A 15,847-nucleotide genomic window follows, 5' to 3' on the forward strand; every position below is an offset into this window, starting at 1 on the left:
ATCCGCCGCTGCCTTGTAATCCATCGGGCCGCCGTTGCCGGAAATGTGCATCTTGTGGCGCGCCGCGCTGGCGAGCGAGAGATTGCTTATCGGCGTCACGCCCGCGCCGCTCATGCCGACCACCACGCCCTCTTCCCATTCCTTTTTATTGCCCTTTCTGAATGCCATGGTAGGAAACGAGTTGGCCAGCGTAACGCCGGCTTTTTTATCCGGGTGTTTCGCGAACACTTCCTTTATCGCCGCCAGTATGGGGTAGATCGAGGTTACCGCGCCGGTGAGCTTGAACAGTTTCGGCACCGCCGGATCGGATACTTCCATCACCCAGCCGATGATTTTAGCGGTCAGCTCGGGGTCCTGCGAAACGATGTCGCCTTTGGTGCCGTCGCCGCCCTGCGGGCAGGACAGGCTGTATTCCACGCCCATCGCGCCGGCCTTCTCGAGTTTTTTCGTGTTCGACTGCCAGCCCCTGCGGTCAAAGTTGTCGTTGCCGGTCACCGGTCCGCCGGTCGAGGCCATGGTCAGCCGGTCGGGATATTCTTTCACCAGCCGGCGGATTTCGCGGCACACCCGGTCGAGCGGGTGGCCTGAAACGTTATCGCAGTTGGCGTAGGTGTCTTCGCTGAACGCGAACATGTACTCGCCGGGAATGTGGATCGGCACGTTGTCGAACGAGGTTTTCATCACCACGCCCGCCCAGCCGGCTTCGTAGGCGCGCCTGACCTGCTCGTACCCGTCGGAATGGGGTGCGGCGGAAATCAGGAACGGCGAGCGGATCGTGCGGCCGAAAAATTCCGTTTCCAGCGGCACCGGCAGCTTCACCTCGCCCGGCAGGTGCGCGACACTTTTAACGTCCTTTTCGATTTTCGGCTGCGGCTTTCTGCTGATATGGGCGTCAGCCCTGAGCGCGGCGTTTTTGCCGGACGCCACGGCCTCCACCGCCGAGGTCGCGCCGTTGGCCATGTCGCCCGCGTAGAACACGCCTCTGGCCGGCTTGCGCGGGCTGGACGTTTTCGCGCCGATCGCCATGATCACCAGATCGAATTTGCGGGTATGGCTGGAGCCGGGCACCGCGACCAGCCTGCGCGAGTCCTGCGCTTCGCCTTTTGCCGGTTCCAGTTTAACGGCTGAAACGGTGCCGTCTTTCTGGATTTCCACGATCGTGGTGCGGGGGGAAATATTGATGTTTGCGTCGAGCAGTTCGTCAAGCTCGCGCGAGGTTACCGGCATATCGCTGATGCGCCGGCGGTAGATCAGTTCCACCGCGGCGGCGTTATGCTGCGCGGCGACCACCGCGCAGTCCGCGGCGACCGCGCCTCCGCCGATAACCGCCACCTGCCGGCCTTTGAGCCTGAATTTTTCCGGGCTGGCGAGGAAACTCATCCAGTCGGCGGCGAACGCTTCGCCGGTTATGCCCATTTTCATGCCGGAGTCAAGCCCGCCCGCGACGATTACCGCGCCGTATGTTTTCGCGAGTTTCGCGGGCTCGGTTTTTACGCCGGTTCTGACAGTCACCGCGCCGAGCGATTTCACGAACTCGATGTCGGCTTCCAAAACAGCTTTATCAAGGCGCGTGTCCGGTATGAGGTTAAGCATGCCGCCCGCGGTTTTTGCGTTATCGAAAACATCAACCTTATAGCCTTTCTGGGCAAGCACGGCCGCGGCGCCCAGTCCCGCGGGGCCCGCGCCGAGCACGGCCGCTTTTTTGCCGTTCGGTTTCGGTTTTGAAAATACCGGCATTACGCCGAGTTCGCGCGCGCGCTGGATTACGGTTACCTGCGCGGCGGGGATGTTCACGGAACAGTCGAAATTCTTGTGCGAGCAGGCTTTCACGCAGTGGTAGTCCGGGCAGACCGCGCCGCATACTCCGCCCAGCGGGTTCTGGCCCAGGATGAGCGCGGCCGCGCGCCTGAAATCCTGCGGTTCGCCGGTTTTAACCGCCATAAGAAAATCCGCCGGCGAGCAGTGCGCCGGGCAGGCGGTTTTACAGGGTTTTTCCTCGCAATATTCGCATTTATGCGCTTCCGCCTTAAGCTGCGCGTCCGACAGCAGTTGACAGGTCTGTTCCATTTGGTGGCACCTCATATCAATATGTATATTACGACACCTGTAACTTTGGCATTTTTCAGGCCGCTTTTCAAGCTCATATGCCCAGACGTTTTGGCTATGTGCCGGGCTTTCTGGTAGAATTACTCAGAGTCTAAAAGAGCGGGCGGCTATGACGGATAATAAAGGATTCACCAGATTTGAATTAGGGTTTGTTATTGCGGCCACGGTTTTGTTTGGGCTGCTGGTTTTTAAGCAGTATGCCGCGGCGTCGGGCAGAAGCAGGGCCGCGTCCTGCCTGTCCATGCGGACGGCCGTTGCGCTTGCAGCTGACCGTTACGCCGTCGTACATGACAATCTGTTCATTTCTTCGTTCGCCGGGCTTGTGCGCGCGGGATATCTGGACCGGGTGCCGGCCTGCCCGTCCGGCGGGGAGTATGTGTGGCTGTCAACCGGAGTGCCCTCCAGGCTGATCTGTTCGCTGCACGGCGCGCAGGATTACGCGCCCGGCGCGGATCCGGAGAACGATTTGTTCGTTTCCGGGTGCGACAATCTTTCCGGCTTTAAAGTCAGCCGGGGCAAATGGCAGCCGCAATCCGGCAAACTGACTGCGCCGGACGGAGGTCTCAATGTTGCTTTTTTCGGGTCTGAGCGGTGGCGCGATTACACTTTAACCGTCATCGCTTCCCATGTCGCCGGGCGGGGGCCGGGGATCTGCTACCGGTGCGCCGACGGCGGCGCGCTGTCCGGCTATCTGCTGGAATACGGGGAGAATGGCCGGGAGCTGGCAGTTTCCAGAATGGCGGACGGCACGAAGACGCGCGTGGCTTCCGGGCTTTTGCCCAGGAATTTCAGGGCGGCGGGCGCGCCGCATATATATTCAGTCACCGTAACGGGCGATTCGCATGTCGTGAAAGCGGATGACGCGCCGGTTTTCGCTTTTACGGACACTGCCTTTCAATCCGGCGCAGCCGGACTCTTTGCCGAAGGCGGCGCCGGCCTGGCGATTGATTCCGTGCGCGTTTCAAAATAAGAAAGCGTGTTCCCGCGCAGATCAGAGCAGTTTCCTGAACTCGTCCGTTTCTTTTCTTCCGGCTTCAACCGTAACCCAGGCGGTTCTGGTTTTCACGGAAAGTGCCGCCGCGCCCCTGAATGAAACGGGCGTATACTTTCCATCGGACGGGCGCAGCCCGAACAGCCCGCATAACACGTCTATCCCCTCTTTTGAAACGGTGCTTTCAACGGCGCTGACATCGCAGTCCGGCGCAAGCCCGGCCGCGCGCACATAGCCAAACGTCAGGGCGAGCGCTTTTATGGCCTGCGGCGTAAGCGCCGCCGTGTGGTTTAACGCGAGTCGGGCGAGCAGGCGGGCGAGAGCGGTATCGTCGAGCAGGCGGTATTTGGCGGAGAAATCGCTGTCGCCTGCCACGGGCACGCAGTCAATCCCTCTGGAGTAGGGTTTGATGTCCAGAACAGGGGTGCCGTCCGCCGCGTCGAGCGACGCGAGCGTCAGGGTAAGCCCCCTGATTTTGAGCAGGCGCGCGCAGGTCAGGGCTACGGGGTTAGGCCGGTCGGGCGAGCGCATTGCGAACACCCCGCGTTCCTTCGCGGCGGATGAAATTTTGCGGGGCCGGGCTTTTAAAACGCTTCTGTCCGCCCGGTCAAACCAGCACAGCGCCCAGATATGGGTGCACAGCTCCAGCCCTTTAAGCGCGGGCCGAAAAGCGGGGCTGATTTCAATGGTCGAGGCAACGCCGCCCGGCTTCATGTCCGACCGGTTTTTTACCGCGTTGCGCACATAGCCTACGGGTGTTATATCCAGTTTCATAGTTCGATTTTCCTTATAAACAGGAGCACGGCAATATCTTCGGCGATCAGCACCGTGTTGCGGATGACCGCGCCCGCGAGCACCGCAAAATCCAGCAGGCGTTCGCGTTTGCCGGGCCGGGTGCGTGCGTAAGTGCGGAAAGTTTCGCCGGTCATAAGCTCCAGTTTTTTTGTCGCGCAGATCGCCAGCGCCAAACGCAGGCCGAGGGTTTTAAGGCCCAGTTTCCGGCCCAGCTCGACGGTTTCGGACAACGTGTGGTTCCGCCCGTAATACGCCCCCATGATGACAAAACAGTAAGCGTGCACGATAAACAGCGCGTTCGTGTCCAGCTGGGTTTTTGAGTAGGCCAGGCCGAAAACATTCAAATCCGGCTCGCCGGCCATGAACGGCGAAAGCAGCACAAACGCCAGCGGAAACAGCCAGAATTTAAGGCTGCCGGTTTGAGTCAGCGCCCGCGGATCCCTCAGCGCGATCAGCATTACCAGTATCGCGCTTAATACGCACTGCGCCGCCGCGCCCGGCCACAGAAGCGACATGGCAAACGCGCCCAGCGCGGTCGCCAGAAAAGCGGCCTTGAAATTCCTGTCAGGCACCGGTTTTCTCCAGATATTCAAGCACCCGCACGGTGACAAGCGCGTATGCCGCGCCTATGATGAAATGCCCTGCGATCCATAAAACCGCGATCAGTTTCCACGAACTGTCAGGCAGGCCGAAAAACCGTTGCAGTCCCTCGATGACTTTCAGATACGCATTGAAAATTCCGCTGCCGTACATTAGCCAGCTGGTTACAAAAAAGTGCGGCAGGCCTTCAAGACATGCCAGCATGACCGCCAGCCATACCGCCTTCCGGCGCGTGCCGAATGCGGTGAGCGCCGCTTCCACTATAGCCGTTTCAATCAGTATCCCGGCGGCGGGGCCGAGCTTGAACGCGCCTGCCGAGGCGAATTTCATCAGCAGAGCCACAAGGCCGGTGTACAGCGTCGCTCCGCGCACCGGGGTGTAAGTGCGCTCGGCGCATAAAACAAGCGCGCCTATGCCCGCCATCGCCGCGCCGCGGAACGGAAACTGCACGGCGTGCAGCCAGCTGCCAAGAAACATTTCGGCCAGTCCCCACAGCGCACCGAACACGGTCGTGTATACAGCCAGTCGTATTTTATTGGCGGGATGCAGTGCATTGATTTTTTCAGCAGTCATGGAAGGATCCCTTGCTTGATGGAGTAAACGCGGTCCGACATCGCTTCCGTCAGTTTTGCCAGATGGCTTATGACGAGCGCGCCGCCGCCGTCCCGGCAGAACAGGCGCAGTGCGGCGTGAAACGCCGCGATGCCCTCTGCGTCAAGGCACGATACCGCTTCGTCGAGAATGATGAATTCGGGGCCGGCCAGCATCGCGCATAACAGCGCGCACCGCTGGGCCTGGCCGTAGCTGAGGTTTTGCACCGCCCGGCCGGCAAGATGTTCTGCGCCGAGCGCGCGGGCCAGTTCGATAAAACCGCGGCCGCAGGGTTTTATGGCCTCGCGCCGGGCGCGGTCGAAATTTTCTCCGGCGGTTTTATAAAGCAGCTGCGTGTAAGGGTTCTGGGGCAGCAGGCGCACTTTCCTGGCAAGGTCGGAGCGGGAGCAGGCGGCTCCGGCTATGGCCAGCGCGCCCGCATGAGGTGTCTTCAGTCCAGCCAGCAGGCCGGCAAGCGTGCTTTTGCCCGCGCCGTTGGGGCCGGTGAGTCCGGTTATGCGGCCGCGCCGGATTTCCAGCGTAAAATTTTCCACCAGCGCGGTTCCGTCGGCGGCGCGGCTGGCGATGTTTGCGGCGAGCAGGCCCGTGGAATCGGGGCAGCCGGGCGGCTCCGGCCTGAAAAATCCGCCGGAATCGGTTAACCGAGCGGGCATCAGCTGTCCGTCGTTCAATTTGTAGCTTTTGTCTATCACGGCGTCCAGCCGCGCGAATTCGTGCCCCGCGACAAGCACCGCCAGTCCGCGCGCCTTGAGGTCTTTTATCATCGAGCAGAGCCTGCGCGCGCCGTCATCGTCAAGATAGGCGGACGGTTCGTCGAACACCGCCAGTCCCGCCCCGGCAGCCGCGTTCGCGCAGACACAGGCCAACCGCTGTTTCTCGCCGGTGGAAAGCAGGTGCACTTTGCGTTCCTGCGCGTGGGTCAGGCCGGCGGTTTTTACCGCGTCCCGAGCGGTCGGTTTTGATCCGTGCGGACGGGAATATTTAAGGAAGAACCCGATTTCCTCCAAAACGCTGTCGGTCAGGATCTGCGCGTCCAGATTCTGCAGCACCGCCGCCGGCGGCGGGTTTTGGGTTGTTATGGAACCTTGCGTTTCGCCCTGCCCGAACCCCGGCAGCAGGCCGCATACTGCCGCAACAAGCGTGCTTTTGCCCGACCCGTTCCTGCCCGTAACGGCGGCGCATTCGCCCGGCTGCAGGCGCAGATTTATGCCATCGAGTATCCACGGCGCGCCGGGCCGGTGCCGGAACCGGTAATCTTTTATTTCGAGAGGCATCGTATAATATGCCGCGCCAGTTCTTCCAGCTCGGCGGGTGTTTTGTTTTCAACGCTTAGCGTTTCGGTTCCGGCGTGTGAAAACAGCTCGGCGGCGGTAACCGCGAGCGCGGGCCGGACTGTTATTATAAGGTCATGCCCGCGGCTCAGGCGCATTACGCGTTCGCCGTAGCCGACCCCGGCGGCTTCAAGCGGGCCGAACTCGTCTATGATTACGGTTTTGTAATTCTGCGCTTTGCCGAGCACGGCGTCCGCGAAATCGAACCCGGCTTTGTCCGGCACGGGGCCGCCGCCGATTTCCAGCAGTTTCATTCTTTTGCCGGTGCGCAGGCTTTTAACGAAATAAAGCGATTTTTTCTCGCCCGCGGGTTCTCCTTCCGACACAATGCCGCCGGTTTCCAGCCCCGCTTTTTCCAGCGCGGAATGGAGATTTTTCACGAAAGCGGTTTTTCCGGAATTTTTCGGTCCGGTTATAAAAAATACCATAGCGTTATTTATGGAAACACAGCGGATTCAAGCCTTGCGTCCGCCCTGCGCCGGCCGGACCTGTTTCACCATTAAATTAAACAAATAAAGCCGGGCCGCGTCAATCGCCGGAGGCCGCACTATAATAACGGCGAGAAAGACAGAGTTCTCAGGTCCTGCAGATCCCGCGGTTCCAGCCGGTGCCGCAGAATTCCCAGATGCGGCAGCCGCTGAACCGGGTTTTGCGGGCGCTGGCGCGGCATGGCGATCGGTTCGCCGGGGCTGCGCTTTTTCAGGGGTTTCGTTTCGACGCGGCGGGTGTCGGCGGGGAGAACGGTTTTTGCCTGATCCAGCACAAACACCCGCCGGCCCTGATAATAGGTGTCAATATTATCCAGCACGTCTTTGCTGGTGAGTTCGCGGTAGTACCAGGTGTTTTTGGAGGGCTGGAAACCGCAGCCGTATGCGGGTGATTGTTCCGGCGCGGGGCGGCGCGGTCTGGTAACCACGTTTTCTGGCGAGTCGTTGATCTTTACGGTTTTATCCAGCTTCAGCGGAGTTTTCCAGATCTCTTTGTTCTTGCAGGAAGAACACGCCGCTTTCGCCGCCGGCGCGCACGGCGCGGCGAGAATGAACGCGGCAAGAAAAACGCATATTTTGCCCATCATGGATATACTAGCTGTAAAATGCGCGCTGAGCAAGCGTGCGGCGCGCTAATATTGCATAATTCTACATATGGCGCCCGCTGTCAAAAAGGTTTTGGCGTGGATCTCGTGCGCCGCCGCGCTCAGCGGCGCGGCGCGCTGCGCTGGCCCGGAGCAGATCAATGCCATGCCGCAGCTTCCGGCCTGGAAACTGTTTGTGCCGGGCGCGGGCCAGTTCGCGTTCGGCGAGCCGGGCAAAGGACTGCTGTTCGCAGCGGGCACGGCCGGACTGCTCGGTTACGGCATTTACAGCGAAATCCGCAAGGACGCGGGCCAGCTCAACGCCCCGCTTGTCGGCGCGCAGCAGCTGTATCTCGCGGGTCTGTACGATACTTACCGGAGCGTGATGCTTCGGTCCGGCGCGTCCCGTTACACCGTCCGGTTTGATCCCGCGCCGGTTTCAAAACTCGCCGCCGCGCCTTTTTCGCGCGAAGCTTTCAGCCCGTGGGTTATCGGAGTCGCGGCTGTCGGCGCGGGCCTTAATTACGCGCTTGCGCGGGGCGGGTCGCATCGCGGGAGCTTTCGCAGCGTTTCCGGAATAAGTTATCTCGGCAATTCCTATAACCGCGACACCGGAGCGGCTGTTCTGGGCGCGCAGTGGCTGGGGGTGAGCTGGGGCGCCGGCGTGTCGGAGGAAATGCTTTTCCGCGGCATTTTGCAGGCCCAGTGGGAACGGAGGTTCGGCGATACAGCGGGACTGCTCGCGGCCTCCGCGGTGTTCGGAGCGGCTCATCTGGCCGACCCGTCTTCGTCGGATTCGTGGTATTCCGCCGGGTTCGCCTGCCTCGCCGGCGTTTATTTCGGAACGCGCTACCGGGCGAACAATTACACCCTGTCGGAGGTGATAGCGTCGCACGCGTGGTTTGATATCGCGGCGGGCTTCGCTTCCTATCTGGCGGATCCGGAGGAGAACCCGCTTGGCGCGAAAATCCGGTTTCCCTTTTAAGATATAATATACCGAATAATATATGAGTCCGCGACCTTCCCTGCTGCTGTCTGCGCCCGCGCCGGATACCCTGTCCGACCGGCTGCGCCGTTTTTGGAAACAGAAGCGTTTTTATTTTCTTATTCCGCTGGTTGCCGCGCTGCTGTTTGCTGCGCTGGAATATTTTAATCCCTACTATTTTCTGCAGGACGATACGCGCGTGCAGTTTATTCCCGTGCTGGCGCATTGCATGGGCGCGCTGAAAGAAGGTTCCGTGGCGTTTTATAATTTCCATCAGCATCTGGGCGTGCCGGTTCTGTCCGCCGGGGTGTTTGGCGTGCTGTACCCGTTCACTTATATCGCGGCATGGCTCAGTTATCTTTTCTTCGGGCATATTTTCGCAGCCGCCGATTTCTGGGCCGCCATTCATATAATACTGGGCGGTTATGGCATGTTTTTCCTGCTGCGCAAGATGGGGCTTACAAAACGGGTCGCGTTTTTCGGGTCGGTTTCGTGGATGCTCAACCCGTATGTGGTGTTCGCGGGCAGTTCGTGGTGGAGCATCATGCCCGCGGTCGGCTGGTTTCCGTGGATGCTGTACTGGAGCGCGGAACTGGTGGATTTTTCGCCCCGGCACTCGATGTTTTTCTCGTGCGCGGCGCGGATCATGCTGTTTTTCGGCGGACACGTGCAGTTTTTCATTTATTCGGTCGTGGCGGAAATCCTGTTCATCGTGCTGCGCGAATTTTTCAGTTCGGAAAAGAAAATTTCACGCGCCGCGCTGCACGCCTATGTGCTCAGCTACGTTATAACTTTCGTGCTGTCGCTGCCGCTGCTGCTGCCGCTGTTTCAGCAGGTGCGGCTGGCGGCCGGCGCAGGGAATACGGCCGGGCCGGAACAGGCGCGGATAGGCGCGAATAACGTGCTGATGTGGCTGGCGGGGGTGGCGTATCCGTTTTCCTCGCAATGGCTTAAAGAGCCGGTGTTTTCCGGCCTGGTGGAGATGTTCGCGCCGCGCGCGTCTTGGCAGGTCTGGTTCCTGCCTTATTTTTCGCATCTGGGCTACTGCGTGCTTTTCCTGTGCCTGCTGTGCTGGCTGCCGGCCAAGAAACGTGAGGACAGCCGCTACGGCATCCTTAGCGCGCTGCTGGGCCTGGCGTTTCTGCTGTGGTCGTTCGGCATACTGGACGGGGTGATCGGAGCCATTCCGGTTCTGCGCGCATTCCGGTATCCGTTCAAGGTGCTGCTGTTCGCCAATTTCTTTTTTATTCTGCTTGCGTGCGTCAATCTGTCTTCGGTGAACGAGCTGGTGAAGCGCAAACGCCGCGCCCGGTGGATGTTCGCGGCGCTGACCGTTGTCCAGATAGGGCAGCTGCTGTTTCTGTATTGCGTGTCGCCGCGCCGCAACTTCGTGGTTTATTCCGGGCCTCTTCCCGCAGCCGCGCCGTTTGCGGCGGAACTGGCGGCCGGGCGTATTTTTTCGCTCGGCGCGCCTGCCGCGGGCGCGCCCGGCTCGGTCGCGCTTGCGGGCTACAATTACGCTTCGCTGTTCGGGCTGTACCAGTTCGGCGGATACGACGCGCTGCTGCCGCGTTATAATTTCCAGATCACCGGCCCGGTCAGTTATTCCTCGATTGTGGATATCGCCCGGCCCGAACTGGCGCGCGTGATTCCGTTATTGCGGCAGTGGGGAGTGCGGAACTATATCGTCGCGGCGGAGCAGGAGCAGCGGTACAAGGAAACTTTCGCGCTGCATGGTATTGTCAGGCGGGGCGGCGACGCCGAATGCGCGGTTTACCGCGATCCGCAGGCGTTGCCGCTGGCGTATCTGGCGCAGACGGGTTCGGGCGACGGCATAAAACACCGGATCGGCACAAACAGCATTACCGTGGAGAGCGACTTGCCCAAAGGCGGGCCGGTCGCCGTTGCGTTTGCCTACAATCCGCAGTTTGAGGTGTATGTGGACGGGCGCGAAATGCCCGTCATCAAAACCGCTCAGCGCCAGCTTGGCGTTTATATGGGGTCCGGCAGGCATCGGGCGGTTTTCAGGTATTCGGACACGCTGTTCTGGATAGGCCTGTGGGTGGCGGCGGCGTTTCTCGCGCTTGTCGTCCTGTACAAAAGCCACGGCCTGATTAATTCATCGTTCCGGAAACGGTTTTCAAGAAATCTGGTCAGGGAGAGGTGAATTGTGGAACACACGATTTTGATAAAAAACGCGATGACGGTTGTTACCTGTTCGGATTCGGGCGCCGAACTGAAAAACTGCGATATATATATCGAGGGTCCCGAAATAAAGCTGGTCGGCCAAAACCTGGCGGTAAAAGCCGCCGAAACGGTGGATGCGAGCGGCTGTGTTGTCATTCCGGGGCTGGTGAACACGCATCACCATCTGTACCAGACATTAACGCGCAATCTGCCCGCCGTGCAGGACAGCAAGCTGTTTGACTGGCTGGTTTACCTGTATCAGATCTGGCGGCATCTCACGCCGGAAGCGGTTTATACCAGCGCGAAAACCGGGTTGGGCGAACTGCTCCTTACCGGCTGCACCACCGCGGCGGACCACTTTTATGTGTTTCCCGGCGGAGTGAGCGACAGGCTGATAGACGAAGAAATCCGCGCCGCTCGGGAGCTCGGCATCAGGTTCAATCCCTGCCGGGGTTCGATGTCGCGCAGCAAGAAGGACGGCGGCCTCCCGCCCGACGAAGTGGTGCAGCCCGAAAGCGTTATCATGAAAGACTGCGAGCGCGTGGTCCGGCAGTATCACGACACGGCCAGATTTTCCATGACGCGCGTCGCGCTGGCTCCCTGCTCGCCGTTTTCGGTGACCACGGAGCTGCTTGAAATGTCGGCCGCCGCCGCGAAGGAATGGGACGTGCGCCTGCATACCCATCTCGCCGAAACCAACGACGAGGATGATTTCTGCATGCAGACGCTTGGCATGCGCCCGCTTCAATATATGGATCGCGTCGGCTGGCTGGAGGGCGGACGCAGCTGGTTCGCCCATTGCGTGTGGCTTAACGAGGCGGAATCGAAACGCATGGCGGAAACCGGAACCGGCGTGGCGCACTGCCCGGTTTCAAATTTAAGGCTTGGCTCGGGCATCGCGCCGGTGCGGCGGTATCTGGACGACGGGGTCGCGGTCGGCATCGCGGCGGACGGATCCGCCTCCAACGATTCCTCCGACCTGCTCGGCGAAACCCGCATGGCGATGCTGGTTTCCCGTGTGAAAGCTGGCGTGGCTTCCATGCCGGCGCGCGACGCGTACCGCATGGCCTGCCGGGGCGGCGCGGCGGTTCTGGGCAGGAACGATATCGGATCCATCGAGCCGGGCAAAGCCGCCGACATAGCGGTTTTCGACATGAACAGACTGGACTACGCCGGCGGGATGAGCGATCCCGCCGCGGCGCTGCTGTTCTGCGGAGCGGGGCACCGCGCTAAATATGTTTTCGTCAACGGCAAAATGGTGGTGAAAGACGAGCGGCTGGTAAACGCCGACGAACACGCCCTCGTGCGCGAGCATAACGCGGCCGCGCGCGGACTTTACAACGCCGCCGGCCTGTAGCGTTTCTCCTGGGGTTTTCCTGAATCCGCGCGTGTTTTTTCCGCGCGGATTCCGTGTCCTTCTTGAAAACCGTCCGTTTTATTGCTTGAATAAAATATGCCTTACGAATATGTCAGCGCGCATGAATGATATCAGTTGCCTTATTCTGGCCGCAGGGGAGTCCGCCCGCATGGGCGAGCCGAAAGCGCTGCTCCTGTACAGGGGCGAAACTTTTTTGTCGGCCGTGCATGCCGCGGCAAAAGCGGGCGGAGCGGGGCAGGTGATCGTGGTCGCCGGAATTCACAGCGCGCAAATCGGGCGGCGGCTGCCCGCGGCGGATGCGGTTATGGCGGTCAATCCCGCGCCGCAGGGCGGGATGATTAGTTCGGTGCGGACGGGTTTGCGCGCCGTGCGCGAAACCGCGAGTGGTGTTTTCATAGCACTGGTTGACCAGCCGTTTGTCACGGCCGAGGTTTTCGCCGGGCTGGCGGCAGAGCACGCGCAAACGCCGGATGCGGTGGTCATAGCGCGTTACCGCGGAAAAAAGCGCGGCCATCCGATCGTGCTGCCCAGAGCGGTTTTTCCGCTGTGTTTCAGCGGGCCGGACAATCTCGGGCTGCACTGGGTTACGCATCACCCGGCGGTAACGGTGCGCGATGTTGATTTTGAAACGGACAGCATTATCCGCGACGTGGACACGCCGCAGGATTATCTCAGGCTTACGGAGGCACAACCATGATACACGAAACCATTTATGCCCTGCTCGACCGCGCGATCGCGCAGGGGCGCGACGCCGCGCTGGTCACCATCATAGGCTCGCAGGGTTCCACGCCGCGCGAAACCGGCGCGAAAATGCTGGTGTTTGCCGACGGCGAAACCGCGGGCACCGTAGGAGGGGGAAAACTGGAGTCCCTGTGCATCGAGTCCGCCCGCGCGGCTATCGGCACGGGCGAGTGCCGGCGCGAAACGTTTGATCTGACGGCGTCAGGCATAGGCATGGAATGCGCCGGGCGCAATGAAATTTTCATAGAGGTTTTTGTTTCCAGAATCAAACTGCTCATTCTGGGCGGCGGGCATGTGGGGCAGAAAATAGCGCAGGCGGCCGCCCTTGCCGGGATCGGCTACAGCGTGGCGGACGACCGGGCCGAGTTTGCCAACGCCGCCAATTTTCCGCTGGCCCGCAATATTTATGTGGAGCCGCCTGACACGATCGCCGCGCTGGCGGATGAAAAAACCTGCGTCGTGATCGTGACGCGCGGCCATAGCCTGGATCAGGAATGCCTGGCCGCCGCGCTGAAAACTCCGGCCCGCTACATCGGCATGATCGGCTCGAAACAGAAAGTGCCCGGGATATTCGCCAATCTCAACAAACAGGGGCTGCACCCGGAAACCGACCCGCGCGTATATTCGCCGGTCGGGCTGAGGCTCGGCGGCAAGACGCCCGGCGAGATCGCCATTTCAGTGCTGGCGGAAATACTTATGGTCTGCCACAATGAAACGGGCAAACACAATTCCATTGTGAAAGCAGCATAACAGGGTTAACCGCATGGCAAAGAAAAAAATCGCCGCAGAAGGATTGTTTTGCGTGGGCAAGTCGCAGGGCCGCAAGGACGCGCTTTCCAAAGCGCTCGGCACCGCCCGTTACACGGACGATTATTCCTACGGCGGCATGCTTTACGCCGCCACGGTGCGCAGTCCGCGCCCGCATATAAAAATCAGGGGCATCAGGGCCGGCGCGGCGGCGGAGGTTAAAGGGTTTGTGACGCTGGTCACGGCCGCCGATATCCCCGGCCGCAGGATGTGGTCGCTGGTCATTAACGATTACCCGTTTCTTCCCGACCGCACGGCCCGCTTCGCCGGCGAGGCGCTGGCACTGGCTGTAGCCGAGACTCAGGAAGCCGCCGAGGCGGCGGCGAAACTCGTCGAGGTATATTACGAGGAGCTGCCGTATCTTGACGATCCCGTGAAAGGGCTTGAGCCGGACGCGCTCAAGATCTACGGCGACAATAACGTGTTTTCTTCCTTTGTGATAAAAAAAGGCGACGCCGACAAGGCGCTTGGCAAAGCCGCCGTTGTGGTCGAACGCGTTTTTAAAACCAATTACCAGGTGCACGTCTATCTTGAAACCCAGGCCATGATCGCGTTTCCCGAGGCGGAAAACGGGATGACCGTTTACGGCTCGATGCAGTGTCCTTATTATGTGCTCGACGGGGTGAGCGAAGCGCTGGGCATCGCGCACAACAAGGTGCGGATTGTGCAGCGCACCACGGGCGGCGGGTTCGGCGGGAAGGAGGAGGTGCCCACCATTGTCGGCGTGCACGCGGCTTTGTGCGCGCGCAAGACGGGCCGCCCCGTCAAACTGGTTTATAACCGGGTGGAAGATTTCCAGAGCATGAGCAAACGCCATCCCGGGTGGGTGAAAATCGCCTACGGCGCGGACAGAAACGGCAGGCTCGTCGCCGCGCGCGTCAAATACGTGCTTGACGCGGGCGCCTATTCAACGATGTCGCCGGTTGTATTGTGGCGCGGCACTGTCCATGCGGCCGGCCCGTACAGCATCCCGAACGCGGACATTAGCACTTTTGCGGTCGCCACCAATAAAGTGCCGTGCGGGGCGTACCGCGGGTTCGGGCAGCCGCAGGTTGCTTTCGCCAACGAGTCGCTTATGGACGAACTGGCCGAAAAACTCGGCATGGATCCGCTGGAGCTGCGTCTTAAAAACATTCTGCGCGACGGCGATACCACCGCCACCGGCCAGGTGATAAAAAATTCCGGGCTGGAGGAAGTGATAAGCGCGGTGCGGAAAAAATCCGGCTGGGAGAAAAACCGCCGGCGTGCGCCGGCCGCAGGGCCGAAGCAATACGGGATCGGGCTGTCGGTCAATTATTACGGCGTGGGTCTGGGCGCAATGGGCCGGTATCTCGACCGGGCGGGCGCGAACGTCATGGTCAGTAAAGACGGTTCTGTAAGGATCGCGGTCGGCAACGTGGAAATGGGGCAGGGCGCGCTTACCGTACTTGCCCAGATCGGCGCGGAAACGCTTAACGCGCCTTACTGCGGAGTGGAACTGACGGATGTGGACACTGCCCGCGTGCCGGACTCCGGCCCGACGGTTGCCAGCCGCACCACCCTGATGTCGGGCAACGCCATTATTGACGCCTGCAATCCCATCAGGGCGCGGATGTTCGTGGTCGCGCGGGAACTGCTTGAAGCGAAAAGTGGCGCGGTGGTCAACGCAAGCGGCGGAATTTTTTCGTGCGGTGCGAAAACGGTCACGTTCGCGGCTGTGGCGTCCGAATGCTGGAAACGCCGGCTGAAAATGGCGGAACAGGGCTGGTATGTGCCCGAGCGCACTTCGTTCGATCTGAAAACCGGGCGCGGCGACGCTTATGTGACCTATTCCTACGCCGCCAACGTTGCTGAAATTTCGGCCGATTCGGAAACCGGCGAGGTGCGCGTTGAGCGGCTGATCTGCGCGCATGACATGGGCAAGGCGGTCAATCCCGATCTTGTCATCGGCCAGATCCACGGGGGTGCGCTGCAGGGGATCGGGTATGCGCTGTACGAAAATCTTCTGCATAAAGACGGGGTTATGTGGAACCCGAACATGACCGATTATGTGGTTCCGTCCGCCTTTGAAGCGCCGGCTTATGACGCCACGATAGTCGAAAAACCCTACCGCGCCGGGCCGTATAACGCCAAGGGATTCGGGGAACTGCCGTTGATCGGCCCGTCGGCGGCGATCGCCAACGCCATCAAGCACGCGCTTGGTGTGCGTGTGCCGCAGACGCCGCTGCTGCCGGAAAAAGTGTGGGCCGCGCTGGAGGCCGGA

General features: G+C 60.6%; 14 protein-coding genes. 7 read left to right on the forward strand and 7 right to left on the reverse strand.

Going from position 1 to position 15,847, the window contains the following annotated elements; all coding sequences use genetic code 11:
* Nucleotides 1–2,067 (reverse strand): FAD-dependent oxidoreductase (locus PHW69_07210; protein ID MDD4004976.1); only part of this gene is annotated, 2,067 nt, incomplete at its 3' end.
* Nucleotides 2,068–2,215: 148 nt separating this feature from the next.
* Between PHW69_07210 and PHW69_07215 the strand changes: the two genes are divergently transcribed.
* On the forward strand, nucleotides 2,216–3,076 hold the full coding sequence (locus PHW69_07215; protein MDD4004977.1) for a hypothetical protein: 861 nt from the start codon (nucleotides 2,216–2,218) through the stop codon (nucleotides 3,074–3,076).
* A gap of 21 nt (nucleotides 3,077–3,097) precedes the next feature.
* Here the strand turns inward: PHW69_07215 and tsaA are convergent, their stop codons facing one another.
* The 6 genes from tsaA to PHW69_07245 all read right to left on the reverse strand — a co-directional run bounded on the left by tsaA (nucleotide 3,098) and on the right by PHW69_07245 (nucleotide 7,510).
* Nucleotides 3,098–3,871, reverse strand: a complete 774-nt coding sequence (gene tsaA, locus PHW69_07220; GenBank protein ID MDD4004978.1) for a tRNA (N6-threonylcarbamoyladenosine(37)-N6)-methyltransferase TrmO — start codon at nucleotides 3,869–3,871, stop codon at nucleotides 3,098–3,100.
* Nucleotides 3,868–4,464 carry a hypothetical protein gene (locus tag PHW69_07225; protein ID MDD4004979.1) on the reverse strand — a complete coding sequence of 199 codons (597 nt, stop codon included), beginning with the start codon at nucleotides 4,462–4,464 and terminating at the stop codon, nucleotides 3,868–3,870. The genes tsaA and PHW69_07225 overlap by 4 nt, the downstream gene beginning before the upstream one ends.
* Complete coding sequence (locus PHW69_07230) at nucleotides 4,457–5,065, reverse strand: hypothetical protein (GenBank protein MDD4004980.1); 609 nt, start codon at nucleotides 5,063–5,065, stop codon at nucleotides 4,457–4,459. The genes PHW69_07225 and PHW69_07230 overlap by 8 nt, the downstream gene beginning before the upstream one ends.
* Nucleotides 5,062–6,378: an ABC transporter ATP-binding protein gene (locus PHW69_07235; GenBank protein MDD4004981.1), complete on the reverse strand. Its 1,317-nt coding sequence runs from the start codon at nucleotides 6,376–6,378 to the stop codon at nucleotides 5,062–5,064. Before PHW69_07235 ends, PHW69_07230 begins: the two co-directional genes overlap by 4 nt.
* Nucleotides 6,363–6,863, reverse strand: coding sequence for a nucleoside-triphosphatase (locus tag PHW69_07240; GenBank protein MDD4004982.1), 501 nt, complete (start codon nucleotides 6,861–6,863; stop codon nucleotides 6,363–6,365). Before PHW69_07240 ends, PHW69_07235 begins: the two co-directional genes overlap by 16 nt.
* A 119-nt stretch (nucleotides 6,864–6,982) precedes the next feature.
* Nucleotides 6,983–7,510: a hypothetical protein gene (locus PHW69_07245; protein ID MDD4004983.1), complete on the reverse strand. Its 528-nt coding sequence runs from the start codon at nucleotides 7,508–7,510 to the stop codon at nucleotides 6,983–6,985.
* A 67-nt stretch (nucleotides 7,511–7,577) separates the two neighbouring features.
* Here PHW69_07245 and PHW69_07250 point away from each other — a divergent pair, with 67 nt between their 5' ends.
* From PHW69_07250 to PHW69_07275, 6 genes are all read left to right on the forward strand, one after another.
* Nucleotides 7,578–8,492, forward strand: coding sequence for a CPBP family intramembrane metalloprotease (locus PHW69_07250; GenBank protein MDD4004984.1), 915 nt, complete (start codon nucleotides 7,578–7,580; stop codon nucleotides 8,490–8,492).
* A gap of 22 nt (nucleotides 8,493–8,514) precedes the next feature.
* A complete protein-coding gene (locus PHW69_07255) occupies nucleotides 8,515–10,659 on the forward strand; it encodes a hypothetical protein (GenBank protein MDD4004985.1) in 2,145 nt (714 codons plus the stop codon).
* A 3-nt stretch (nucleotides 10,660–10,662) separates the two neighbouring features.
* The gene (locus PHW69_07260; protein ID MDD4004986.1) at nucleotides 10,663–12,036 is read left to right on the forward strand and encodes an 8-oxoguanine deaminase; all 1,374 of its coding nucleotides are present in this window, start codon (nucleotides 10,663–10,665) and stop codon (nucleotides 12,034–12,036) included.
* Nucleotides 12,037–12,157: 121 nt separating this feature from the next.
* A complete protein-coding gene (locus PHW69_07265; protein ID MDD4004987.1) occupies nucleotides 12,158–12,754 on the forward strand; it encodes a nucleotidyltransferase family protein in 597 nt (198 codons plus the stop codon).
* The gene (locus PHW69_07270; GenBank protein MDD4004988.1) at nucleotides 12,751–13,548 is read left to right on the forward strand and encodes an XdhC/CoxI family protein; all 798 of its coding nucleotides are present in this window, start codon (nucleotides 12,751–12,753) and stop codon (nucleotides 13,546–13,548) included. The genes PHW69_07265 and PHW69_07270 overlap by 4 nt, the downstream gene beginning before the upstream one ends.
* A 13-nt stretch (nucleotides 13,549–13,561) precedes the next feature.
* On the forward strand, nucleotides 13,562–15,847 hold a 2,286-nt coding region (locus PHW69_07275; GenBank protein MDD4004989.1), incomplete at its 3' end, for a xanthine dehydrogenase family protein molybdopterin-binding subunit.

The organism is Elusimicrobiaceae bacterium (assembly GCA_028700325.1).
GTDB lineage: Bacteria > Elusimicrobiota > Elusimicrobia > Elusimicrobiales > Elusimicrobiaceae > JAQVSV01.

Excerpts from the sequence above, each read along its gene's own strand:
- PHW69_07215 (MDD4004977.1), top strand. The coding sequence starts at position 2,216 with ATGACGGATAATAAAGGATTCACCAGATTTGAATTAGGGTTTGTTATT.
- tsaA (MDD4004978.1), bottom strand. The coding sequence starts at position 3,871 with ATGAAACTGGATATAACACCCGTAGGCTATGTGCGCAACGCGGTAAAA.
- PHW69_07230 (MDD4004980.1), bottom strand. The coding sequence starts at position 5,065 with ATGACTGCTGAAAAAATCAATGCACTGCATCCCGCCAATAAAATACGA.
- PHW69_07235 (MDD4004981.1), bottom strand. The coding sequence starts at position 6,378 with ATGCCTCTCGAAATAAAAGATTACCGGTTCCGGCACCGGCCCGGCGCG.
- PHW69_07240 (MDD4004982.1), bottom strand. The coding sequence starts at position 6,863 with ATGGTATTTTTTATAACCGGACCGAAAAATTCCGGAAAAACCGCTTTC.
- PHW69_07245 (MDD4004983.1), bottom strand. The coding sequence starts at position 7,510 with ATGATGGGCAAAATATGCGTTTTTCTTGCCGCGTTCATTCTCGCCGCG.
- PHW69_07250 (MDD4004984.1), top strand. The coding sequence starts at position 7,578 with ATGGCGCCCGCTGTCAAAAAGGTTTTGGCGTGGATCTCGTGCGCCGCC.
- PHW69_07255 (MDD4004985.1), top strand. The coding sequence starts at position 8,515 with ATGAGTCCGCGACCTTCCCTGCTGCTGTCTGCGCCCGCGCCGGATACC.
- PHW69_07265 (MDD4004987.1), top strand. The coding sequence starts at position 12,158 with ATGAATGATATCAGTTGCCTTATTCTGGCCGCAGGGGAGTCCGCCCGC.
- PHW69_07270 (MDD4004988.1), top strand. The coding sequence starts at position 12,751 with ATGATACACGAAACCATTTATGCCCTGCTCGACCGCGCGATCGCGCAG.